This is a genomic window from Microbacterium deminutum, assembly GCF_039530205.1.
Lineage (GTDB): Bacteria > Actinomycetota > Actinomycetes > Actinomycetales > Microbacteriaceae > Microbacterium > Microbacterium deminutum.
In genome coordinates this window covers 88,888-110,774 of the sequence record NZ_BAAAOG010000008.1, presented here as the reverse complement: position 1 = coordinate 110,774, position 21,887 = coordinate 88,888, and the positions used below count along the sequence as shown (strand labels likewise).

22 protein-coding genes are annotated in these 21,887 nt (G+C 69.5%); 10 read left to right on the top strand and 12 right to left on the bottom strand.

The features are described from left to right. Position 1: 1 nt before the first annotated feature. The 3 genes from ABD212_RS16090 (at position 2) to ABD212_RS16080 (ending at position 4,353) form a co-directional block, all read left to right on the top strand. The gene (locus ABD212_RS16090) at positions 2 to 1,048 is read left to right on the top strand and encodes an ABC transporter permease (RefSeq protein WP_425561286.1); all 1,047 of its coding nucleotides are present in this window, start codon (positions 2 to 4) and stop codon (positions 1,046 to 1,048) included. Then, positions 1,045 to 3,369 (top strand): exo-beta-d-1,3/1,6-glucosidase, encoded by a 2,325-nt coding sequence (locus ABD212_RS16085; RefSeq protein WP_344096529.1) that lies wholly within the window; start codon positions 1,045 to 1,047, stop codon positions 3,367 to 3,369. Before ABD212_RS16090 ends, ABD212_RS16085 begins: the two co-directional genes overlap by 4 nt. Before the next feature lie 309 nt (positions 3,370 to 3,678). Continuing rightward, positions 3,679 to 4,353, top strand: a complete 675-nt coding sequence (locus tag ABD212_RS16080; protein WP_344096527.1) for a TetR/AcrR family transcriptional regulator — start codon at positions 3,679 to 3,681, stop codon at positions 4,351 to 4,353. A 5-nt stretch (positions 4,354 to 4,358) separates the two neighbouring features. Here ABD212_RS16080 and ABD212_RS16075 read toward each other — a convergent pair whose 3' ends face one another. Together ABD212_RS16075 and ABD212_RS16070 are read right to left on the bottom strand one after the other, a co-directional pair. Then, the gene (locus tag ABD212_RS16075; protein ID WP_344096525.1) at positions 4,359 to 5,153 is read right to left on the bottom strand and encodes a DUF3027 domain-containing protein; all 795 of its coding nucleotides are present in this window, start codon (positions 5,151 to 5,153) and stop codon (positions 4,359 to 4,361) included. Next, entirely contained in the window at positions 5,137 to 5,520 is a 384-nt protein-coding gene (locus tag ABD212_RS16070) for a cold-shock protein (protein WP_344096522.1), read from the bottom strand. The genes ABD212_RS16075 and ABD212_RS16070 overlap by 17 nt, the downstream gene beginning before the upstream one ends. A gap of 107 nt (positions 5,521 to 5,627) precedes the next feature. On the opposite strand from ABD212_RS16070, the gene ABD212_RS16065 reads away from it, so the two are divergent. From ABD212_RS16065 to ABD212_RS16055, 3 genes are read left to right on the top strand one after another with little or no spacing between them, the layout of a single operon-like run. Next, entirely contained in the window at positions 5,628 to 5,897 is a 270-nt protein-coding gene (locus ABD212_RS16065; protein ID WP_344096520.1) for a multidrug ABC transporter ATPase, read from the top strand. Further along, a complete protein-coding gene (locus tag ABD212_RS16060) occupies positions 5,898 to 7,625 on the top strand; it encodes a helicase-associated domain-containing protein (protein ID WP_344096517.1) in 1,728 nt (575 codons plus the stop codon). Positions 7,626 to 7,673: 48 nt separating this feature from the next. After that, a complete protein-coding gene (locus tag ABD212_RS16055; protein WP_344096515.1) occupies positions 7,674 to 9,329 on the top strand; it encodes a DNA repair helicase XPB in 1,656 nt (551 codons plus the stop codon). Here ABD212_RS16055 and ABD212_RS16050 read toward each other — a convergent pair. The 4 genes from ABD212_RS16050 to folE are packed head-to-tail and all read right to left on the bottom strand — an operon-like array spanning position 9,293 to position 12,749. Further along, positions 9,293 to 10,045, bottom strand: a complete 753-nt coding sequence (locus tag ABD212_RS16050; RefSeq protein WP_344096513.1) for a pyrimidine reductase family protein — start codon at positions 10,043 to 10,045, stop codon at positions 9,293 to 9,295. The two genes, ABD212_RS16055 and ABD212_RS16050, sit on opposite strands and share 37 nt — an antisense overlap. Further along, positions 10,046 to 10,861, bottom strand: coding sequence for a dihydropteroate synthase (gene folP, locus ABD212_RS16045; RefSeq protein ID WP_344096672.1), 816 nt, complete (start codon positions 10,859 to 10,861; stop codon positions 10,046 to 10,048). Between the two features lie 53 nt (positions 10,862 to 10,914). Then, positions 10,915 to 12,132, bottom strand: coding sequence for an NAD(P)/FAD-dependent oxidoreductase (locus ABD212_RS16040; protein ID WP_344096511.1), 1,218 nt, complete (start codon positions 12,130 to 12,132; stop codon positions 10,915 to 10,917). Beyond that, on the bottom strand, positions 12,117 to 12,749 hold the full coding sequence (folE, locus tag ABD212_RS16035; protein ID WP_344096510.1) for a GTP cyclohydrolase I: 633 nt from the start codon (positions 12,747 to 12,749) through the stop codon (positions 12,117 to 12,119). The genes ABD212_RS16040 and folE overlap by 16 nt, the downstream gene beginning before the upstream one ends. Positions 12,750 to 12,835: 86 nt before the next feature. Here folE and ABD212_RS16030 point away from each other — a divergent pair, with 86 nt between their 5' ends. The 4 genes from ABD212_RS16030 to ABD212_RS16015 all read left to right on the top strand — a co-directional run bounded on the left by ABD212_RS16030 (position 12,836) and on the right by ABD212_RS16015 (position 16,511). Beyond that, the gene (locus tag ABD212_RS16030) at positions 12,836 to 13,516 is read left to right on the top strand and encodes a helix-turn-helix transcriptional regulator (protein ID WP_344096508.1); all 681 of its coding nucleotides are present in this window, start codon (positions 12,836 to 12,838) and stop codon (positions 13,514 to 13,516) included. A gap of 60 nt (positions 13,517 to 13,576) precedes the next feature. Next, entirely contained in the window at positions 13,577 to 14,269 is a 693-nt protein-coding gene (locus tag ABD212_RS16025) for a response regulator (RefSeq protein WP_179438865.1), read from the top strand. A gap of 162 nt (positions 14,270 to 14,431) precedes the next feature. Then, positions 14,432 to 16,081 (top strand): sensor histidine kinase, encoded by a 1,650-nt coding sequence (locus tag ABD212_RS16020; protein ID WP_344096669.1) that lies wholly within the window; start codon positions 14,432 to 14,434, stop codon positions 16,079 to 16,081. A 142-nt stretch (positions 16,082 to 16,223) separates the two neighbouring features. Continuing rightward, positions 16,224 to 16,511: a WXG100 family type VII secretion target gene (locus tag ABD212_RS16015; RefSeq protein ID WP_344096506.1), complete on the top strand. Its 288-nt coding sequence runs from the start codon at positions 16,224 to 16,226 to the stop codon at positions 16,509 to 16,511. 232 nt (positions 16,512 to 16,743) lie between these two features. Here the strand turns inward: ABD212_RS16015 and groL are convergent, their stop codons facing one another. The 6 genes from groL to ABD212_RS15985 form a co-directional block, all read right to left on the bottom strand. Beyond that, a complete protein-coding gene (groL, locus tag ABD212_RS16010; RefSeq protein WP_344096504.1) occupies positions 16,744 to 18,363 on the bottom strand; it encodes a chaperonin GroEL in 1,620 nt (539 codons plus the stop codon). A 136-nt stretch (positions 18,364 to 18,499) separates the two neighbouring features. Continuing rightward, complete coding sequence (locus tag ABD212_RS16005; RefSeq protein WP_344096502.1) at positions 18,500 to 19,558, bottom strand: DUF3048 domain-containing protein; 1,059 nt, start codon at positions 19,556 to 19,558, stop codon at positions 18,500 to 18,502. A gap of 31 nt (positions 19,559 to 19,589) precedes the next feature. Then, entirely contained in the window at positions 19,590 to 19,793 is a 204-nt protein-coding gene (locus ABD212_RS16000; RefSeq protein WP_344096500.1) for a cold-shock protein, read from the bottom strand. A 133-nt stretch (positions 19,794 to 19,926) separates the two neighbouring features. Beyond that, positions 19,927 to 20,496, bottom strand: a complete 570-nt coding sequence (locus tag ABD212_RS15995; RefSeq protein WP_344096498.1) for a LytR C-terminal domain-containing protein — start codon at positions 20,494 to 20,496, stop codon at positions 19,927 to 19,929. A 57-nt stretch (positions 20,497 to 20,553) separates the two neighbouring features. Beyond that, positions 20,554 to 20,805, bottom strand: coding sequence for a DUF3263 domain-containing protein (locus tag ABD212_RS15990; RefSeq protein ID WP_344096495.1), 252 nt, complete (start codon positions 20,803 to 20,805; stop codon positions 20,554 to 20,556). A 9-nt stretch (positions 20,806 to 20,814) separates the two neighbouring features. After that, on the bottom strand, positions 20,815 to 21,810 hold the full coding sequence (locus ABD212_RS15985) for a DUF2332 domain-containing protein (RefSeq protein ID WP_344096493.1): 996 nt from the start codon (positions 21,808 to 21,810) through the stop codon (positions 20,815 to 20,817). Positions 21,811 to 21,887: the final 77 nt, after the last annotated feature.

The following is a 21,887-nucleotide window of genomic DNA, read 5'->3' as shown; positions in this document are numbered from 1 at the left end:
CATGAACTCTCCCGCAGAAAAGCCGTCGACGCTGGTGCAGCCCGCGAGCGCGGCCACGTCCGAGACCGAGACAGTGCTGACAGCCGAAAAGCCGAGGGCGAAGAAGAGCACGTTCTGGAGTCAGTTGAGGGCGTCGCTGGCGATGTTCGCCAATCCCAAGTCGGCGACCGGGCTCATCATCATGGGCATCTTCATCCTGGTGGCGATCTTCGCTCCGCTGATCGCTCCCTACGACCCGACAGCGCAGAACCTCGACGAAACTCTCCAGCCGCCGTCCTGGCAGCATCTGTTCGGAACGACCCACATCGGAGAAGACGTCTTCAGCCAGGTCGTCTGGGGAACCCGCGGCGTCCTGGTGGTCGGCTTCCTCGCCACGATCATGGCCACGATCGTGGCGATCGCGGTCGGGGTGACGGCGGGCTACGTGCGCGGCTGGAGGAGCGAATCGCTGTCGGCGTTCTCCAACGTCTTCCTCGTCCTTCCGGCGCTGCCATTGATGATCATCATCGCCTCGCAGTTCCAGGATCCGCCGCTGTGGATCATCGCCGCCGTGCTGGGTCTGACCGGGTGGGCCTGGGGTGCGCGCGTGCTGCGCGCGCAGACGATGTCGCTGCGCAACCGCGACTTCGTCCAGGCCGCGCGGGCAAACGGAGAACCGCTGCACCGCATCATTCTCGTGGAGATGCTGCCCAACCTGCTGGCGATCATCGCCTCGAGCTTCGTGGGCACGATGACCGCCGCGATCCTCGGACTCACGACCCTCGCGTTCATCGGCGTCATCCCGGTCTCGAACCTGAACTGGGGCACCATCCTGTTCTGGGCGCAGCAGAACAGCGCGTTCCCGGATTACTGGTGGTGGTACATCCCCGCAGGGCTGTGCATCGCGCTGCTCGGAGTGTCACTTTCACTCATCAACTTCGGCATCGACGAGTACGTCAATCCGCGTCTGCGCTCAGCCGGCGAGCGCGCCCGGGCGCTCCGCAAGAAGGGGCTCAGCGCCACCTCGTCCGTCACGGTCGTCCGCACCGCTGCCGAGGCGGAGAGTTGAGGACCGCGCTCTCCGTGCTCCCCTACCAGGACCCCGATCTTCCCGTCGACGAGCGTGTGGCCGATCTGCTGGCGAGGATGACCCTCGCCGAGAAGGTCGGGCAGATGCTCCAGCTCGACGCGCGGGAGGATCTCGACGACATCGTGCTGCGCAAGCATGCGGGCTCGATCCTGCACACCTCGCCCGCGAAGGTGCTGCAGGCTGCACAGCTGAACGAGCGGACGCGCCTGCGCATCCCCCTTCTCGTGGCCGAGGACTGCATCCACGGGCACTCGTTCTGGGAGGGGGCGACGATCTTTCCCACCCAGCTCGGGATGGCCGCGACGTGGGATGCGCCGCTGATCGAGCAGGTCGCGCGGGTGACCGCCGCCGAGGTGGCCGCGACCGGCATCCACTGGACCTTTTCTCCGGTGCTGTGCATCAGCCGTGATCTGCGCTGGGGTCGGGTCGATGAGACGTTCGGCGAAGACCCCCATCTGATCGGAGAGCTCGCCTCGGCGATGGTGCGCGGCTACCAGGGTGACGGCCTCGACGATCCGAACGCTATCCTGGCGACCGCGAAGCACTTCGCAGGGTACTCCGAGACGCAGGGCGGGCGCGACGCCAGCGAAGCCGACATCTCGCATCGCAAGCTGCGCTCCTGGTTCCTGCCCCCGTTCGAGCGCGTGGCGCGCGAAGGATGCCGCACCTTCATGCTCGGCTACCAGTCCACCGACGGCGTGCCGATCACGGTGAACGACTGGCTGCTCAACGATGTCCTGCGCGGCGAATGGGGCTACAGCGGCACGCTCATCACCGACTGGGACAACGTCGGCCGCATGGTGTGGGAGCAGAAGCTGCAGCCTGACTATGCGCACGCCTCGGCGGCGGCGGTGAAGGCCGGCAACGACATGATCATGTCGACGCCGGGCTTCTTCCAGGGTGCGCTTGACGCCGTCGCGTCGGGAATGCTCGATGAGGCCGACATCGACCGCGCCGTGGCACGGGTGCTGTCTCTCAAGTTCCGCTTCGGCCTGTTCGAGGACCCGCGGCTGCCTGATTCGCACCGCATGGGCACGGTGATCGGCAGCGCCGAGCACACCTCGCTCAATCTCGACGTGGCCCGGCGGTCGCTCGTTCTGCTGCGCAACAACGGCACGCTGCCGCTCGCCGGCGGGCTCACAGCGGGATCCGACGGCAGAGCGCTCCCCAGCGGCCGCCCGCGCCGCATCGCGGTCGTCGGCCCGCTGGCCGACGACGCGCAGACGCAGCTCGGCGACTGGGCAGGATCGTCCGGCCAGGTCGACTGGATGCCCGACGGCCACCCGCGCGAGCAGATCGCGACCGTGCTCGACGGTCTGCGCGCTCACGTACCCGCCGACTGGACGGTGACCCATGCGGAGGGGGCAGGCATCCTCACTCTCGCCGAGGACCCCGCCGGTGCGTTCTTTCCCGACGGCCAGCCCCGCCCGCAGATCGTCGTGCCGACCGCGCCCGACCGCTCGCAGATCGCCGAAGCAGTCACCGCCGCCGAACAGGCTGACGTCGTCATCGCGGTTGTCGGCGACCGCATCGAGCTGGTCGGCGAGGGCCGCTCCACGGCGACGCTCGAGCTCGTCGGCGGTCAGATCGCACTGCTCGAGGCCCTCGCGGCGACAGGCAAGCCGCTGGTCGTCGTGCTGATCGCCTCGAAGCCGCTCATCCTCCCCCCTGTCGTCGACGGCGCCGCGCTCGTCTGGGCTGCAAATCCCGGCATGCGCGGAGGGACGGCCATCGCCGAGCTTCTGCTGGGGCTCATCGAGCCTCGCGGCCGTCTCCCGATCTCGTTCGCACGTCACGCCGGCCAGCAGCCGACGTACTACAACCAGATCCGCGGCCAGCACGGCGACCGCTACGCCGATCTCACGCAGAGTCCGGCCTTCGCCTTCGGCGAGGGGCTGTCGTACACGTCGGTCGAGTACAAAGATCTCGAGGTCGAGGCGACCGACCTGCGATCGGACGACGTCGTGCGCGCACACGTCACCCTGCGCAACATCGGGACGCGTCTGGCGCACGAGATCGTGCAGGTGTATGTGCGCGACAGCGTGACGTCTGTGAGTTGGGCCGACAAGGAGCTCAAGGCATACCGGCATGTCGAGTTGCAGCCTGGCGCCTCCGAGCGCGTCGACCTCGTCGTGCCGGTGGCTGAGTGCACGATCGTGGATGCCGCGGGCCACCGCCGGATCGAAGCCGGTGAGTTCGAGCTGCTCGTCGGGCCGTCGTCGCGGGACGACGCACTGTTGAGCGAGGGCTTCCGCGTCGCCGACTCGCCCGAGGGCGACTGGGGCCACTCGTCCTCGTAGTGGAGCCGGCATGATCCTGTCCGGCCGGCGATGACCGACTCCTCGGGTCGCGGGTCGCGAGCCGCCTCGTGTGCCGTGGTCTGACAGGCACGTCGAATCGCGGCGCCGACGGAGGGGCGCTGGAGCGGAAGCCGCGTCGCCGCCCTCATGAGGTCGGTCACTTCATTAGGGGCGGGTGGTCGCCATCGAGGTCACGCCTATACTCCATTCACACCTCAACCTCGAGGCGTGCGGCTATCGTTCAAATTTACTTATAGGTCAGTAAGTTGATGAGGGAAACGGGGCTGTAGCGGCAGCGAGAGGATCACCATGGCGACGGATACGAGTGCGTCCGCTCCCCCCGAGCACGATGCGATACGCAAACCCAAGCCACAGGCGCGCACCTTGCAGCGACGCGAAGACGTCCTGCGCGCGGCCATGAGCGTGTTCGGACAGCGCGGCTACAACAAGGGCGCGCTCGTCGAGGTGGCCGAACAGGCGGGCATGACTCACGCCGGCGTGCTGCATCATTTCGGCAGCAAGGAGGCGCTGCTGGTCGCAATGCTGCAGTATCGCGACGGCGAGGAGGCCGCCGGCGTGCCGGGCCGCGCCCAGACCGAGGGTCCGGCATTCCTCGGGCACATGCTCGACACCGTCGAGGAGAACACCGGGCGCCCCGGCGTCGTCCAGACCTACACCGTGCTGTCCGCCGAGTCGGTGACCGAAGGTCACCCGGCGCAGGGCTACTTCCGCGATCGTCTCGACGGCTTGCGCGACAAGATCGCCGGCGTCCTGGCCGAGGTCACCGGCCGCGATGCGGACGAGAGCGAGGTCCGCGACGACGCGTCCGCCCTCATCGCGCTGATGGACGGCCTGCAGGTGCAGTGGCTGCTTGATCGGGATGCCGTGGACATGCCGCGCATCGTCGAGAAGGTCATGGACGAACTGGTCGACCGCCTGACCACACGGCATCCCGCGCCGCCGTTCCCGCGTCCGCAGGACTGACGGCCTCAGTCCGAGTCGTCGCCCTCGGACGGGTCGTACTCGTCGGTGTCCTCTTCGACAGCGGCGCCCTCTTCGGCGTCCTCGTCGTCCGCGTCGTCGACGAGGTCGTCCTCGTCGACCGCGTCTTCGTCCTCGGTGTCGTCCTCGATGTCGTCCTCATCCGAGTCGGCGTCGCCGTCCTCCGAGGCGTCGTCGGAGTCGAACTCCTCGGCGTCGAACTCGTCCGATTCATCGGCGTCGAGCTCGTCGATGTCGACCCCGTCCACATCGCCGGCGTGCAGGAGGGCTGATCCGTCGTCGTCGAAGTCGGCGGCATCCAGGTCGTCGACGTCGTCGAGGTCGACGTCCTCGTCGCCCTCGCCGTCGTCCTGGGACAGCTCGGCGAGCGCTGCCTGCGCGGCCTGGTAGTCGGCGAGCCGCTCGGCCCAGGGCACCCAGTCGGGCGCCAGGAGCGCGCCGTCGCCGGGAAGCAGCTCCACTTCGAGCACCGTCGGCTCGGCATCGTCGAGACGGGCGAGACTGACGGTCCAGAACCATCCGGGATATCCGGCCAGCAGGTTCTCGAAACGCAGCGAGACCACCCCGTCGCGCTCGACCCGGTACCCCGCGGGATCCCCGACCGTGGCCGCGGGTGTGACCTCGCGCAGCGCCGCGAGCGCGAGGTCATGCGCGTCGAGCAGAGCAGGGTCGGCGATCACGGCGGTGGCGTCGCCGGCAGTCTCCGTCTCGTCGGTGCGCTCACCTTCGGGGGGCGGCATCTCCTCGACGAGCGACTCGCTCGGCTCAGGCGTCGAGTTCATCCGCGACCTTGCGCAGCACCGCCGCGACCTTCTTGGCGTGGGCGCCGCTCGGGTACCGGCCGCGGCGCAGATCGCCCCCGATCCCGTCGAGAAGCTTGACGAGGTCCTCGAGGATGATCGCCATGTCGTCGGCGGGCTTGCGCGCACGCTTGGCGAGACTCACCGGAGCCTCCAGCACGCGCACCGAGAGCGCCTGCAGACCGCGCTTGCCGTCGGCCACGCCGAACTCGAGTCGCGTGCCCGGCTTCGGCGCGGCAGTGCCGGCGGGCAGGGCGGTGGCGTGCAAGAAGACATCCTGGCCGTCATCGGCGGCGATGAAGCCGAAACCCTTCTCCTCGTCGTAGAACCTGACCTTGCCGGTGGGCATGGAAACCTCGCTGTGTGGTGCCGCGGAACGCGGGCATGACGGAACAGGGATCGACTGGTCCCCTGCACCAGACTACGGCACGCGCGCCAGCGGGTAGGCTGAACCGGATGAGCAAACCGACCCCGGACGCGAACGTCCCGATCCGTCGCGTCGACCGAATCCTGGCGTTCATATCGCTCGGCCTCGCCATCGTGGCCATCGGATGCTTCTTCGCCGTCATCCTCGCCGCACCGCTCGGAGTGAAGGACTTCACCGCGGGCCTCTGGCCGTTGATCCTCGTGTTCCCGCTAATCGCGCTCCCCATCTCCTTCATCCTGATCGTGGTCCTGCTGATCATGACTTTCGTGCGAAGGGCTCGGGCCAACCGAGGAGGCTGAGTGGTCTCCGACGAGCGTGCCCTCGCATCCTGGCTTGCCGAGCGCGACGACCTCGGACTGGCAAGGATCCTGGCCGACAGGGGCGTGCCGCCGACGGTCGGCTGGCACGACTTCTTCGACGCGGCCGCGGGGCTGCTGGATGGCGCATCCCTGGATCGCGCACTGATCCGGCTCCCCCGTCGCGAACTCGTCGAATTGGCCGACGACGGCGATGTCGCGGCCGGCTCGTCACCGCATCTCGTCGCGCTGGCCCTGATCGCCCCCGAGGGAACCCCCTTCCGTACCGTCACCGAGCGCCTGTCCGCCCTGCTGGCCGAGCGTCCGGATGCCGTCGCCGTCGAGTCGCCGGTGGACCCACCGCCCGTCGCGGGCGACATGTCGGTCGCGGCGGACGCGGAGCGCGCGTTCACCACCTCCGGCGCTCTGGCGGACGTGCTTCTCGCATGCCTGCACACCCCGCTCTCGCGCACCGGCACCGGGGCGATCAGCGCCGCGGATCGCAAACGCCTCACCGAGGTGCACGCAGTGGCGTCGCCCGAGGAGCTCGAGGACCTCGTCGAGTCCGCCGCAGGCGCGGGTCTCATCCGTGCGCTGGAGCGGGAGTGGGTCGTCACGACCGCCGGCGAACGGTGGCTGGAGTCGGCGACGCCGGAGCGGTGGAAGGCGATCGCAGAAGGGTTTCGCGCAGCGCTGCCGGCGGGGCTGCGCACGGCGTGGGGCGGATTCATACCGGCGGGGTCATGGGCCGGCTCCTACCCGCTCGATCCGGAGTGGCCGGCGCACGCGGCGCGCCTCCGCCGGATCGCCGAGCTCTGGGGCTTCCTCGACGCCATCGGCTCGGAACCGCCGTGGACGGTCGCGCTGCGCGCCGGCGTGGCGGCGGATCCCACTCCCCTGGCCGCCCACCTTCCCGCCGAGATCGATCGCGTCTACTTGCAGGCGGATCTCACCGCGATCGCGCCTGGGCCGCTCGCACCCCATCTCGACCTGCGACTGCGTGGCATCGCACGCCGCGAGTCCCGGGCGCAGGCATCCACGTATCGCTTCACCGTCGAGTCGCTCGGCGCCGGAATGACCGAGGGCGAGACGGCCCGCTCGATCCGCGAATTCCTCGCGCAGCTGTCGCTGACCGGCATCCCTCAGCCCCTCGACTACCTGATCGAGAGCACCGCGACGCGCCACGGGCTCGTGCGAGTGCGAGCGGACGCGTCCACCACGCGCACGCGCGTGGAGAGCCCCGAGCCGGGTCTGCTCGACACCATCGCGGTGGATCAGGCGCTCCGCCCGCTGGGGCTCGTGCACGATGACGGCGGCCTGACCTCGCGCGTCGCGCGGGATGCCGTGTACTGGTCGCTCGCGGACGCGCGCTACCCCGTCGTCGCGCTGGGTGCCTCGGGCTCGCCGGAGTCGCTGCACCGTCGCGCCGCCACGGCCGGCGCGGTCGTCGACGCGGATCCTCGCGAGACGTACTCGCGGCTGATAGCGGTCCTGCGCGCCGGCCACCGCACCGACGGCGAGGCCGCGTGGCTCGGCCGCGAACTCGAGCAGGCGGTCCGCGCACGCGCCGAGATCGTCGTCGTGGTCAAGATGCCCGACGGATCGGAGCGCTCGCTGACCCTCGAGGCGGCAGGGCTCGGCGGCGGGCGGCTCCGTGGCCGTGATCGGATGGCGGACATCGAGCGGACCCTTCCCGTCACCAGCATCGTGAGCGTCCGACGCGTGTCGTGAGCGGCCGCTCGATCCTGCGCTGCGGATGCCCGGGTAAGATCGATCCTTATGGCTGACGGTCCCCTCATCGTGCAGAGCGACCGGACGGTGCTGCTCGAAGTAGCGCATCCGGACGCGGAGAGCGCGCGACACGAGCTCGCCATCTTCGCCGAACTCGAGCGTGCTCCCGAGCACATCCACACCTACCGCATCACCCGCCTGGGCCTGTGGAACGCCCGCGCAGCCGGCCACGACGCCGACGACATGCTCGCGACGCTCGACCGGTGGACGCGGTTCCCCGTCCCCCCCTCCGTGTCGATCGACATCCGCGAGACCGTCGGGCGCTATGGCCGTCTCGTCATCGAACGCGACACGGTGACCGGCATCGGCGACGGCGTCCTGGTGCTCCGATCGACGGATGCCGCGGTCCTCGCCGAGGTCTCGAAGAACAAGCGCATCCAGCCGCTGCTGATCGGGCATCCCTCCCCCGGCACGTACGTCGTCGACGCATGGGCACGCGGCCATATCAAGCAGGAGCTCCTCAAGATCGGCTGGCCGGCGGAGGACCGAGCGGGATACACGCCCGGGACGCCGCATCCGATCGACCTCGACGAGAGCACGTGGAGCCTGCGGCCCTACCAGCGCAAGGCCGTGGACATCTTCACGGAGGGCGGATCGGGTGTGGTCGTGCTGCCGTGCGGCGCGGGCAAGACGCTCGTCGGCGCCGGAGCGATGGCCGAGACCAAGACGACGACGCTCATCCTCGTGACCAATACCGTGAGCGCTCGGCAGTGGCGGGACGAGCTGCTGAAGCGGACGTCGCTCACCGCCGAAGAGGTCGGCGAGTACTCGGGTCAGATGAAGGAGATCAAGCCCGTCACGATCGCGACCTACCAGATCCTGACGGCGAAGCGGAAGGGTCAGTACGCGCACCTCGCGCTGCTGGACGCTCTGGACTGGGGGCTCATCGTCTACGACGAGGTGCATCTGCTGCCGGCGCCGGTGTTCAAGCTGACCGCAGACCTGCAGGCGCGGCGAAGACTCGGGCTCACCGCGACGCTCGTGCGCGAAGACGGCCGCGAAGGCGACGTCTTCAGCCTGATCGGACCCAAGCGGTTCGACGCGCCGTGGAAGGAGATCGAGGCGCAGGGCTTCATCTCTCCCGCGGTCTGCTACGAGGTCCGCGTCGATCTGCCCGCCGGCGACCGACTGGAGTACGCCGCCGCCGCGGACGACGAGCGCTACCGGCTGGCGGCGACCGCTCCCGCCAAGATCGGCGTGGTGCGGCGGCTCGTGGAGCGGCACGAGGGCGAGCGGATCCTCGTGATCGGGCAGTACCTCGACCAGATCGACGTGCTCGCAGAAGCCCTCGACGCACCGAAGATCACGGGGGCCACCCCCGTCGACGAGCGCGAGGTGCTGTACCAGGCGTTCCGGGTGGGCGAGATCTCGCTGCTGGTGGTGTCCAAGGTCGCGAACTTCTCGATCGACCTGCCCGAGGCATCCGTCGCCATCCAGGTCTCGGGATCGTTCGGCTCGCGCCAGGAGGAGGCGCAGCGTCTCGGGCGTCTGCTGCGGCCGAAGGAGTCCGGAAACACCGCGAGCTTCTATACCCTCATCGCGCGCGACACGGTCGACCAGGACTTCGCCCAGAACCGGCAGCGATTCCTCGCCGAGCAGGGCTACAGCTACACGATCCTGGATGCCGACGGCATCGCCGCATAGACCGGCGAAGGCGTGACGTAGCGCAGGAACACGAAGCCCTCGTCATCGGTGAGAGCGTGCGCGAGCGCGAAGCGACGATCGGACTCCGGTGCACCCCGTGCAATACGGCCGGCCGAGCCGCCGACGAAGCGTGGCGCGATCGTCAGGCAGACCTCGTCGACGAGCCCGCCGTCGAGCAGGGTCCCGAACAGGTGCGGTCCGCCTTCGCAGAGCACCTGCGTCCAGCCGCGCTCGGCGAATCCTGCGAGCATGGCGCCGAGATCCACCGTGTCGCCGTCGCCGCACACCATGACCTCCGCGACGGCTTCGAGCGCGGTGCGGGCTGCGGTCGGCGCGCCGGCGCAGGTGACCACGACGGGTGGCCGATCCGCCTCGGCGAACACCGGCGCGTCCGGCTCCAGGTTGAGCGCACGGCTCACCACAGCGAACGCGGGCTGGGGCTCGACGCCTTTCGTGCGCCGCCAGCCGGCATCCGCGCCGGCGACATCCACCGATGAATAGCCCTCGGCGCGCACCGTGCCGGCACCCACCACGACCACGTCGGCCATCGCGCGCAGCACCTGCATGAGATCTCGGTCGCCCTCGCCGCCGAGCGGTCCGCTCCGGCCCTCGAGCGTCGCGGCGCCGTCCGCGCTCTCGACGAAGTTCATGCGCACGCGGGACCGGCTGCGGTCGGGCAGCTCGTAAGCCGCGTACAGCTCCTGGCGAGTCGGCATTCAGTCATTCCCCTCGGGGCGCATGTTGTGGAGGAGATACGCCGGCTCGCGCCATCCGAGGATCGCCTCGACCATTCGCATGGCGTCGACCGTCGGCCGGACGTTGTGCGTGCGCACGATGCGCGCCCCCTGCAGAACGCAGTACAAGGCGGCGGCGATGGACCCGGCGACACGGTCGTCTGGGCCCCGCCCCAGGGTCTCGCCGATGAAATCCTTGTTCGACAGCGCCACCAGCACCGGAGCGCCGAGGCCGGTCAGCTCGCCGAGCCGGCGCGTCAGCTCGAGCGACTGGAGCGTGTTCTTGTTCAGATCGTGCCCGGGGTCGAGCACGATGCGGTCGGGGGGCACCCCATAAGCGAGCGCGACCTGGCGGCGCTCGGTGAGGAAGTCCGCGACCTCCCTTCCCACGTCGTCGTATCGCGGCAGCGGGAACTGCGTCCGCGGCGCGGCACGACTGTGGGCGATGACGATCGTCGCGCCGCCCGCTGCGACGACGTCCGCCATCGCGGGGTCGTGCAGGCCGGTGGTGTCGTTGATCACGGTCGCACCGGCCTCGATCGCCGCGCGTGCCACCTCGGGATGAAACGTGTCGACGCTCACGGCGACTCGCGGCGCGAGCTCCCGGATGACCGGCACCACGCGCGCGATCTCCTCGTCGGCGGGCACCGGCGGGCCGGGCGCGAACTTCACACCGCCGACATCCACGATGTCCGCGCCGTCTTCGATGGCCGCGAGCCCGGCCGCCACCGCGGAGTCGAGCGCGAACGTCGCGCCGCGATCGTAGAACGAGTCGGGGGTGCGGTTGAGGATCGCCATCACCGCGACGCGACGAGAGAGGTCGAACAGAGCTGTCTCGGCAGCGTCCGACGTCACCCCAGAAGCCTAGCGAGGGGCGTGCCGGTGTCCGTCAGCGAGGGCACGGACACGCGGTCGCCGCTGCGGATCAGCGCCTGGATGTCGTCCTGCACATCCCAGACGTTGACGTTCATGCCTCCGACCACCCTCCCATCATCGACCCAGAACGCGATGAACTCGCGCGTCGTGAGGTCACCGCGCACCACCAGCTCCGCGTCCGCCATCAGCGGCGGATACCCCGACAGCTCCATTCCGAGGTCGAACTGGTCGGTGTAGAAGTACGGGATGCCGTCGTGGACGGCCTGGCCGCCCATCATCGCGCGCGCCGCGACCGGTCCGGCGTTCAGCGCGTTCGCCCAGTGCTCGCTGCGCAGGTGCCGCTGGATCACGGGATGGTAGGCGTTGGCCACGTCGCCGGCCGCATACACATCGGGTGCGCTGGTGCGAAGGGACGCGTCGGTGAGAATGCCGTTGTCGACGGCGATGCCGGCGGCCGTCGCGAGAGCGACGTCGGGCACCGCGCCGATGCCGATGAGCACCAGGTCTGCCGGGACGGTCTCCCCCTCGACCGTCACGCCCTCGGCGCGATCGTCACCGATGATGCGCTCGACGTGCACGCTCGTGCGCAGGTCGACCCCGTGGTCTTCATGGAGGCGCCGGAACACCTCGCCCATGCGGGCGCCCACCGCCGGAGCGAGAGGCACCGGATCACGCTCGAGGATCGTCACCTCGTTGCCGAGTGTCTTCGCGGTCGCCGCGACCTCCATGCCGATCCAGCCCGAGCCGATCAGGACGAGACGCCGCCCTCCGCCGCGGAGCCTCTCGGCGAGGGCGTCCGAGTCGTCGAGACTGCGCAGGTAGTGCACGCCGGGCAGTTCGTGGCCCCCGATGGGAAGGCGGCGAGGCGACGCACCGGTCGCCAGCAGCAGAGAGTCGTACGCCAGATCGGGGCCGGTCGTCTGGAGCCGGTGCGCGTCAGGATCGACGGCGACCGCCTCGGTCGAGGTGCGCAGCTGGATGCCGCGATCGGCATACCATTCCGCGGGGTGGAGGATCGCGGCATCCCTCCCTTCCTCTCCGGCGAGATAGCCCTTCGACAGGGGTGGACGCTGGTAGGGCGGATGGGCTTCGGCGGCGATGATCGTGACGTCGCCGTCGTACCCCTCGTCGCGAAGCGTCTCGGCCGCCGTTCCCGCGGCGACCCCGCCGCCGACGATCACGATGTGCGCCATGGCTCCTCCTGATCCGACATGCCGGCTGCCCGGAAGTGCGCGCGGAAGGCGGCATCCGTCGCGAGTTCGCCGCGGAAGGCCGACGTGACGGTGGTCGTCCCCGACACGCGCGCGCCGCGCATCGACATGCAGATGTGCTCGGCACGCAGCACCACCCCGACGCCGCGGGCTGCGAGGCGCTCCTCGAGCTCTTCGGCGATCTGCACGGTGAGGCGCTCCTGCACCTGGGGGGCGCGTGCGTGCCAGTCCACCACCCGGGCGAGCTTCGAGAGGCCCACCAGCCGGTCGCCCGGAACGTAGCCGACATCCGCGACGCCGTGGAACGGCAGCAGGTGATGGCTGCACAGCGACGTGAAGCGGATGCCGCGCACGATGACGACCTCGTCGTACTCCGCCTCGTTGGGGAAGGTCGTGAAACTGAACTCCTCGGGCGTGAGCATCTCGCGCAGAGCCGAGACGACCCGCCGCGGTGTGTCTCCGAGGTGCGCGTCGTCGGTGTCGTGTCCGAGCGCCTGCAGCAGGTCCTCAACGGCGGCCTCGGCGCGATCTCGGTCGAAGCCGGGAGTTTCCCGCGGGACAAGCCTTGCGATCGGGTGCTCCGCGACGTTCGGTGTCATCGGCTTCTCCTCGCCGTCGATGGTCTGACCATAATTCCGGCAAATTCTTTTGTCAAGATCTTTGGTTTTAGAGCTATCCTCGAGTTATGGAGATGCTCGCCGAGAACCGACTGGACGCCGTCGGCGTGCTGAGCGACCCGCGCCGTCACCAGCTCTATCGCCTCGTGGCGGCATCCGATCGTCCGCTCTCCCGTGACCAGGCGGCCGAAGCGGCCGGGATGCCGCGCAGCACCGCGGCCCTCCACCTCGACCGTCTCGTCGAAGCCGGCCTCCTCACCGTGGAGCGCCGGCGCCTCACGGGCCGTTCCGGGCCGGGCGCCGGGCGGCCGACGAAGCTGTACCGCGCGACGCAGGCCGACGTCATCGCGAGCGTGCCCGAGCGGCACTACGAGCTCGCCGGCGAGCTCCTCGCAGCCGCCATCGAGCGGGCCGAGAGGGATGCCGTGTCGATCCGGAACGCGCTGGACGCCGAGGCGCACGAGACCGGTCTGAAGATCGGGCGCTCCCACGCGTCGCTCGAGGGCGCCCTCACCGGCTGCGGCTACGCGCCCGCCGACGACGGCGCGGGCGGGTTCACGCTCGAGAACTGCCCGTTCCACGTGCTCGCATCGCGCCACACCCCTCTGGTCTGCGGTGCCAACCTGGCACTGCTGCAGGGCGTCGTCGAGGCGACCGGCGACGAGCGGATGCCGGCGCTCGAACCGGCCTCAGGTCGGTGCTGCGTCGCGATCCGACCCCCGTCCGAGGCCATCCACCCGCACGAGTGAGCCGAGCCATTCCGCCCGATTTCCCGCGCGCACCGGCATTGGGTCGCAATAATGGGGCTTATGACTGCACCTCGCATCCTGGTCGTCGACGACGAGCCGAACATCCGCGACCTGCTCATCACGAGCCTCCGATTCGCGGGGTTCCAGGTGAAGGCCGTGTCCAACGGCGCCCAGACGATCTCCGCCGTCCTCGAGGAGGAGCCGGATCTCATCATCCTCGACGTCATGCTCCCCGACATGAACGGATTCAGCGTCACCAAGCGCCTGCGCGGCGCCGGGTACACCGCGCCCATCCTGTTCCTCACCGCGAAGGATGAGACCGAGGACAAGATCACCGGACTCAACGCGGGCGGCGACGACTACGTCACGAAGCCGTTCAGCCTCGACGAGATCGTCGCGCGCATCCAGGCGATCCTGCGCCGCACGATGCAGGCCGACGAGGAGTCGATGATCCGCGCGGGCGAGCTCACGATGGACCAGGACACGCACGACGTCCTGGTGGGCGACGTCTCGATCGACCTCAGCCCCACCGAGTTCAAGCTGCTGCGCTACCTCATGCTGAACCCGAACCGCGTGCTGTCCAAGGCGCAGATCCTCGATCACGTCTGGGAGTACGACTTCAACGGCGATGCCGGGATCGTCGAGAGCTACATCTCATACCTGCGCCGCAAGATCGATCCGCACTCGTCCGAGGCGCTCATCCAGACCAAGCGCGGCTTCGGCTACATGCTCAAGGCCGGCAAGACCGCCTGATCGGCGGCCCCTGAGACTGGCCGATCCGCAGGAGGTGCCGCCCTGGCGAAGACGACGGATGCGGTCACCCGATGGTGGCGCGGCATCAGCCTGCGCGCCAAGGTCACGGGTGTCACCGTCGCGCTTCTGGTGATCGGCCTGGTCGCCGCGGGCGTCGGCACGATGGCGTTCCTGCGCAACGCCCTCATCGTGAGCCTCGACGACCAGCTGCAGCAGGTCGCACCGACTGACGTCGCGAGCACGCTCATCGTGATCCAGGTCGTCGACGGCCAGGTCGTGTTCCATCAGAAGCAAGACGCCGCGCCCACCGACTACTACGTGGCGCTGTACGGGCCCGACGGCTCGTTCGAGATCAGTGCCGGCGGAGACCCGAAGAGTCCGCCGCCGGTCTTTCCGGCATCGTTCACCCTCGAAGAGACCGCGACGCAGGGCGTGACCCCATTCTCGCTGCCGAGCACCGCGGGGGGTTCGGGATTCCACGCGAGCGTTGCCGTCTTCCCGATCGAGGGCGTCTCCGAGAACCTCTATACGCAGCTCGTCGCCCTTCCGGTCGCCCCGATCAACCAGGTCGTCACGAGCTTCCTCGGCATCTACGGCATCCTGGCCCTCATCACGATCGTCGCGGGGGCCCTCCTCACGCGCTGGCTCGTCACGCTTACCTTCCGCAGTCTCGGCCAGGTGGAATCCACCGCGATGACGATCGCCGCCGGCGACTTCGGGCAGCGCATGACCGACATCGAGCCGACGACGACCGAGGTCGGACGCCTCAAGACCGCGATCAACACGATGCTCGGGCGAGTGGATGCCGCGATCTCGCAGCGCGACGCCACGGTGCGCCAGATGCGCCGATTCATCGGGGACGCCAGCCACGAGCTTCGCACCCCGCTCGTGACGGTCCGCGGTTACGCGGAGCTCTACCGGATGGGGGCGATCACCGGGGACGACGACGTCCACCTTGCGATGGACCGCATCGAGAAGGAGGCCATCCGCATGGGCATCCTGGTCGAGGATCTCCTCGCCCTCGCGCGTCTGGATGAGCGGCGAGACGTCGTCATCGGGCCGGTCGACCTGCGGCCGGTCGCGCGGGATGCCGCACTCGATGTCCGTGCGGCATCGCCGCTGCGGCCCGTGACCGTCATCGACACGACGCTGACGGACGACCAGCCGCATCCGGCGCCGGAGCCCGCATCGGAGCCTGCGGCGCCGCGCCGTGGCGCAAGCGGACCATCCGTCATCGTCCGTGCGGGTGGCGCGACACTCTCGTTGCTGCGTCGCAAGCCCCGCCCGGTGTCGGCGTCGGACGCTGCGGGCGGCAGCGAGATGCCGCGGCTCACGCCGATCGGGCTCGAAGAGGAGGAGGGCTACGCGACGGGTCCGCTGGCCCCGATCGTCCGCGGTGACGAGAACCGCATCCGGCAGGTCGTGGCGAACCTGCTCGGCAACGCGCGGCGATTCACGACCGAGGAGTCGCCGATCGAGCTGCGGATCGGAGTGGATGCCGCTGCGCGCATGGGCTGGATCGAGGTCGTCGACCACGGGGAGGGCATCCCCGATCCGATCAAGGAGAAGATTTTCCAGCGGTTCTGGCGGGCGGACTCCTCACGCGCCCGCGAGACGGGCGGCACCGGGCTCGGGCTGGCGATCGTCTCGTCGATCATCGAGGCGCTGCACGGGTCGGTGGATGTCGTCGACACCCCCGGCGGCGGCGCGACCTTCCGCGTCGCCTTCCCGCTGGCAGGGGAACGGGATACCGCCGAGCACCTGTACCTCGAAACCCAGCCCCTCGAGCGCCTCGACGTCGCGAAGCCCTGACCGTTCCTCCCCAGGAAGTCCGCCAGGGCGCGTCTTCCACGGGCGACGACTGCCGACGCGGGGCACCGCGAGATCACGCGTAGCTTTGCGGGACAGCGGGTGCGGCATCCAGCCCCCCCGGCAGATCCGAAGGAGCTCTCCCATGGCCGTCTACTCCGTCGACAGCGACGCCGTCCTCGCCACCACCGCCGCCGTGCGCGGCACCATCGACCGCGTGCAGGCCGAGACCAACGCGATGATGAGCCAGCTCTCGCACCTACAGGCGACGTGGACCGGATCCGCGTCGCTCGCGTTCCAGGGCGTCGTCGACCAGTGGCGCGCGACGCAGCGTCAGGTCGAGGAATCGCTCGCGAGCATCAACTCGGCGCTGGCGGCCGCCGGACGCCAGTATGCCGATGCCGAACTCGCGACGGCGAGCCTCTTCCGCTAGCGGGGCCCCTCACCGCGGCGCGCCAGACCCCGCACACGGGCCGCGCACCGCCGCACCGCTGGACATTGCAGCGGCGGGGAGCCGAGGCCGCGGACGACGAAGGGGCGCCTCCGAAGGAGACGCCCCTTGACGATGTCGGACGTGGGTTTCGACTCGCTCCGCTTCGCGGTGCTCGCTCAACCCCGATACGCCCGGTACTCAACGTCGCTGCGCGGCATTGAGTTCCGTCGTATCAGAAATCCATGCCACCCGTCGGGTCGCCGGCCGAAGCCGAGACCTTCTCGGGCTTGTCGGCGACGACGGCCTCGGTCGTGAGGAAGAGGCCGGCGATCGACGCCGCGTTCTGCAGCGCCGAACGCGTCACCTTGGCGGGGTCGATGATGCCCTGTGCGAACATGTCGCCGTACTCGCCGGTCGCCGCGTTGAGGCCGTGACCCGCGGGCAGCTCGGCCACCCGGTTCGCGACGACACCGGGCTCCATGCCGGCGTTGAGGGCGATCTGCTTGAGCGGCGCCTCGATCGCGACGCGCACGATGTTCGCACCCGTCGCCTCGTCGCCCGTGAGCTCGAGCGTGGCGAACACCTTCTGGCCGGCCTGGATGAGCGCGACGCCGCCGCCGGGGACGATGCCCTCTTCCACGGCCGCCTTCGCGTTGCGAACGGCGTCCTCGATGCGGTGCTTGCGCTCCTTCAGCTCGACCTCGGTGGCCGCGCCCGCCTTGATGACGGCGACGCCGCCGGCGAGCTTGGCGAGGCGCTCCTGGAGCTTCTCGCGGTCGTAGTCGCTGTCGGTGTTCTCGATCTCGCGACGGATCTGGGTCACGCGACCCTCGAGCTGCGCGGAGTCGCCGGCACCCTCGATGATCGTGGTCTCGTCCTTCGTGATGATGACCTTGCGCGCACGGCCGAGCAGGTCGAGGGTCGCGTTCTCGAGCTTGAGACCGACCTCCTCGGTGATGACCTGGCCACCCGTGAGGATGGCGATGTCCTGCAGCTGCGCCTTGCGGCGGTCGCCGAAGCCGGGGGCCTTGACGGCTGCCGACTTGAAGATGCCGCGGATCTTGTTCAGCACGAGAGTCGCAAGCGCCTCGCCCTCGACGTCCTCGGCGATGATGACGAGCTCCTTGCCGTCCTGGATCACCTTGTCGACGATGGGCAGAAGGTCCTTGATGTTCGAGATCTTCTGGTTCGCGATCAGGATGTACGCGTCCTCGAAGACGGCTTCCTGACGCTCGGGGTCGGTGACGAAGTAGGGGTTGATGAAACCCTTGTCGAAGCGCATGCCCTCGGTGAGCTCGAGCTCGGTGCCGAAGGTCTGCGACTCCTCGACGGTGACGACGCCTTCCTTGCCGACCTTGTCGATCGCCTCGGCGATGAGCTCGCCGATGGTGGGGTCGGCGGCCGAGATCGAGGCGGTGGCGGCGATCTCCTCCTTCGAGGTGACCTCCTTGGCGTCCTCGAGAAGCTGGTCGGTGATGGCCTTGACGGCCTTCTCGATGCCCTTCTTGAGCGAGATGGGGTCGGCGCCGGCGGCGACGTTGCGCAGGCCCTCGCGGACGAGCGCCTGAGCGAGGACGGTGGCCGTGGTGGTGCCGTCGCCCGCGACGTCGTCGGTCTTCTTGGCGACCTCCTTGACGAGCTCCGCGCCGATCTTCTCGAACGGGTCGTCGAGTTCGATCTCCTTGGCGATCGACACGCCGTCGTTCGTGATCGTGGGTGCGCCCCACTTCTTCTCGAGAACGACGTTGCGGCCGCGGGGGCCCAGGGTCACCTTGACTGCGTCGGCCAGCGTGTTGAGGCCGCGCTCGAGGCCGCGACGGGCCTCCTCATCGAAAGCGATGATCTTTGCCATGTGTGTTCGTCCCTCCAGGACGTGAGGATGGTCATTGGCACTCGACAGGAGTGAGTGCTAACCCATTCTGGCACTCGACCCTATCGAGTGCAAGCCGCGCGGACACGGACCGACGCGGATCGTGCGAGGGAACTCGTCAGGGCACGACGGTGACCGGCTGCGTGTTCGGCACGAGCTCGATCCAGGTGTTGCCAGGCGCCAGGGAGATCGGCACGCCGTGCTGATCGGTCAGTCGGATCGGCGACTCCCGGCTCGTCTTTGTCCAGGTCGCCTGAAGTGTTCGTCCCCCCGTCGAGATCCAGGCGGGACCCGAGCCGATCATGATGGTGCGCGGGATGATCCCGTACGACCAGTCGATGCCGACGCTCATGGCCACGACGTTGGTCGCTTTCAGCCGGGCGCCTTCCGCATCCAGATCTGCAGCACCGTCCTGAGCACGCAGGTAGGCGCCGGACGCGGCATCCCACGTCCACGAGCGAGCTGTCCCGGACGCGAACCGCACATCGATCCGCGAGGCCGGAGTGCCGTACGACGCCGCCGACGCGGCCCGCGGGATCGAGGTGTAGGCGAACTGCTGCGGCGGCGGGATGGACGCGTACGCCGCCCGCAGCTCCTGCGCCTTGACGATCACATTGTGCGGCGCCGCCTTCGCCGCGGTCCGGTACATGAACCGGTCGTCCGCTCCGCCGTGGATCGCATTGTGCACGGGGGTGTCGAGCATCATGTCGACGAAGCGCTGCTGCCCTCCCGAATAGGCGACGATCCCGCCGAGCGAGGTGACGATGTCCGGATCCATGGGGCGGATGCTGCGCACCGGCCCGATCTCGGCGGGAACGTCCGAGAACCACACCGCGACATACCGGGTGATGCCGCCCTCGACGAGCTCCTCGAACACCAGATCGGTGTGCTCGAGCCCCCACTGCGGTCGCGCATCCCAGTGATCGTCGACCTTCGCCGACAGCGCGGGTCCGGTGATCGTCGACGCGAGGACCTCCGTGCCTCGAAGCGGCGAGATCGCGGTCGCGGGCGGCTGAGGCGTCGGCGTCCGGCTCGGGGTCGCGGTCGCGGTCACGCTCGGCGTCGGGGTGGCGGACGCCGACGGCGAGGCGGCGGCCGGCGCGGAGCACGCGGCGAGCAATGCGGCACCGACGGCGAGGACCGCGATCGATGCGGCTCGGCGGCGCGGAGAGGGCACGCGGGCAGGATATCCGCCCGCGCGCGGCGATTCAGGCTACGACGCGGACCGACTCGGCCTGCGGGCCCTTCTGACCGGCTCCGACGGTGAATTCCACCCGCTGGCCCTCTTCGAGCACGCGGAATCCCGACATGTCGATGTTCGAGTAGTGGACGAAGACATCCTGACCGTCGGCGACGGTGATGAAGCCGAAGCCCTTCTCGGCGTTGAACCACTTGACAGTGCCCTGGGTCATTGCGCGTCTCCTGTTGCTGGTGCGACTGGGCTTCATCGTATGCACCGCGAGAAGCCGTCGACCGCCGCGGAAACCAACTGTTGACATACACACGCCGAAGTTTTACCGGCTGGAAACACGCGCCGTCAGGGCGTCAGGGGGTCGGCGTGGGACTGGCCGCGCCGGCCGTTCGGTCCAGCCCGATCACGATCGTCAGCTGCGGCGTCCTAGGGTCGGCGGGCTGATAGATGTCGCTCTGCTCGACTTTCGCGCCGCCGATCACGCCGGCGAGGCCCAGCGCTGCCGCCTGGTCTTCGGGCTTGAGGTAGTACACCGTCGTCTCGGCGAAGTCGTTCGATCCGGCCTCACTGGCCAGCACGCTGTCGACCGGCCAGCCGGCGGCGACGACGACGTCCTTCAGCTGGGTGGCCAGTCCGGCCTGAGGCGTCGCGTTGAGGATCAGGACCTCGTACGAGGTGTCGACGACGGCCTCGACGGTCGGCAGGGGGGTGGCGGTCGGCGACGGCGTCGGGAACAGCTCGATCCGGCCCGACGCGATCAGGGTGCCGAAGATCCCGACGATGATCAGCACGATCGTCGCGATGGCTGCCCAGATCAGCACGACCCAGCCGCGCATGCGGGGGTTCTCGGCCCGGTGGGCGCCGACTCGGCCCGCATCCGGGAGGTCGTCGAAGCGATCCCTCGGGAAGGTCGTCTGCGGCACCAGATGATGCTACCGGGCCCCGCGGGATGCTCCTGTCCGGCGGGCCGACGACTTCGACTACCCCGTGTCGCCTGCCGCGCGTGTCACGCGGGCGGCGAGCCGCACATCACGGAGCCTGCGCAGGCGCTTGACCAGCATCGCGTCGTGCTCCTGCGCCTCGGCCGTCTCGATGAGGCGCCCGAGGAGCTGGTAGTACCTCGACGGCGACATCCCCATCTCGGCGCGGATCGCCTCCTCTTTCGCCCCCGCGTGACGGAACCATTCGCCTTCGAAGGAAAGGATGGCGCGGTCGCGGTCGCTGAGGGGCACCCGCCCACGCTAACGCTGCCTCGGCAGGACGCCCGCGCGCCACTCCACGGATGCGCCGAGCGGGTCGACGGCGGCGAGCGGGATGCCGTCCCGTCCCAGAACGAAACCGCCCCATGAGGCCACATCGACGCGCGGGTCCCAGGCGTCGTGCAGAGCCGGCGGATCGATCGTGATCCAGACGGCGTCGAGGTCTCGAAGGGTGGCGATCAGCCGCTCGCGACCGGCTCGCGGGATGTGCGGCAGCACCCCCGGCGTCGTCACGACGAGAGTGGAGCGGGCAGGGGCTCGACCAGCTGCATCACGGAGCACCGCGGGATCGGATGCGTCGCCGCGGATCATCAGAGGCGGATCCGCCGCCGCGATATCGAGCGCCGCCTCGATCCGCTCGGCGCGTCCGTCCTCGCCAGGCCACACCAGCGTGGTGAGGAACCGGCGATCGGACGCATCGGACGCATCGAGGGGCGCGAGGTCCACCCCGGCCCGCCAGACGACCTCGGGCAGACGCAGGGGCGGCTCGCCAGTCAGGTCGCAGGTCAGCACGACCGCGGATGGGCCCGCCGCCGGGTCGAGATCCGGTCCCCCGCGATAACGATACGAATACCGGTCCGGGTACAGGCAGAGCCCGGCACTGGCGCCGAGCTCCAACAGGGCGATGGGTCCAGTCACGCCGCTGAGCGCCGGCAGGAGCGCCGCGCACCGCCGCGGCTCGTTCGTCTGCAGGCTCCGCCGAGAAGCCTCGCGCACGACAGCGTCCGCGTTGTCGGCGAGCCAGGCCGCCCACGCCGGGTAGCCGGCCTCCGGGGCCCCCAGCAGCCGGGTCACCGCGAACACGAGCGGAGGCTGACGATGCGTCGCGGGAATGCGCGCGAGGATGCCCGCAACGAGGCGATCGCCCGCGACCCCGCTCGCCCATCCGGCGTAGAGGCGCGAGCGACCAGGTGCCTCGTCGGCCGCGAAACGCGCGTAGCACTCCGCGACAGCGGCCGCGGCATCCATCGTCGTCATCCGCCCATTCTCGCGGGCGATCAGCAGCCCTGGGAGCGCGGGCGCCGCGCGCCTGGGGTTGAATGGTAGGGACCCAG

What these genes read in the sequence shown, in the direction of transcription:
- ABD212_RS15985 (WP_344096493.1), bottom strand. Translation starts at nt 21,810, where the DNA reads ATGACGACGATGGATGCCGCGGCCGCTGTCGCGGAGTGCTACGCGCGT.
- folE (WP_344096510.1), bottom strand. Translation starts at nt 12,749, where the DNA reads ATGACACCGAACGTCGCGGAGCACCCGATCGCAAGGCTTGTCCCGCGG.
- ABD212_RS16090 (WP_425561286.1), top strand. Translation starts at nt 2, where the DNA reads ATGAACTCTCCCGCAGAAAAGCCGTCGACGCTGGTGCAGCCCGCGAGC.
- ABD212_RS16075 (WP_344096525.1), bottom strand. Translation starts at nt 5,153, where the DNA reads ATGAACTCGACGCCTGAGCCGAGCGAGTCGCTCGTCGAGGAGATGCCG.
- ABD212_RS16015 (WP_344096506.1), top strand. Translation starts at nt 16,224, where the DNA reads ATGGCCGTCTACTCCGTCGACAGCGACGCCGTCCTCGCCACCACCGCC.
- ABD212_RS16040 (WP_344096511.1), bottom strand. Translation starts at nt 12,132, where the DNA reads ATGGCGCACATCGTGATCGTCGGCGGCGGGGTCGCCGCGGGAACGGCG.
- ABD212_RS16000 (WP_344096500.1), bottom strand. Translation starts at nt 19,793, where the DNA reads ATGACCCAGGGCACTGTCAAGTGGTTCAACGCCGAGAAGGGCTTCGGC.
- ABD212_RS16055 (WP_344096515.1), top strand. Translation starts at nt 7,674, where the DNA reads ATGGCTGACGGTCCCCTCATCGTGCAGAGCGACCGGACGGTGCTGCTC.
- ABD212_RS16020 (WP_344096669.1), top strand. Translation starts at nt 14,432, where the DNA reads ATGGCGTTCCTGCGCAACGCCCTCATCGTGAGCCTCGACGACCAGCTG.
- ABD212_RS16080 (WP_344096527.1), top strand. Translation starts at nt 3,679, where the DNA reads ATGGCGACGGATACGAGTGCGTCCGCTCCCCCCGAGCACGATGCGATA.
- ABD212_RS16070 (WP_344096522.1), bottom strand. Translation starts at nt 5,520, where the DNA reads ATGCCCACCGGCAAGGTCAGGTTCTACGACGAGGAGAAGGGTTTCGGC.
- ABD212_RS16030 (WP_344096508.1), top strand. Translation starts at nt 12,836, where the DNA reads ATGGAGATGCTCGCCGAGAACCGACTGGACGCCGTCGGCGTGCTGAGC.
- ABD212_RS16065 (WP_344096520.1), top strand. Translation starts at nt 5,628, where the DNA reads ATGAGCAAACCGACCCCGGACGCGAACGTCCCGATCCGTCGCGTCGAC.
- ABD212_RS16050 (WP_344096513.1), bottom strand. Translation starts at nt 10,045, where the DNA reads ATGCCGACTCGCCAGGAGCTGTACGCGGCTTACGAGCTGCCCGACCGC.
- groL (WP_344096504.1), bottom strand. Translation starts at nt 18,363, where the DNA reads ATGGCAAAGATCATCGCTTTCGATGAGGAGGCCCGTCGCGGCCTCGAG.
- ABD212_RS16025 (WP_179438865.1), top strand. Translation starts at nt 13,577, where the DNA reads ATGACTGCACCTCGCATCCTGGTCGTCGACGACGAGCCGAACATCCGC.
- folP (WP_344096672.1), bottom strand. Translation starts at nt 10,861, where the DNA reads ATGGCGATCCTCAACCGCACCCCCGACTCGTTCTACGATCGCGGCGCG.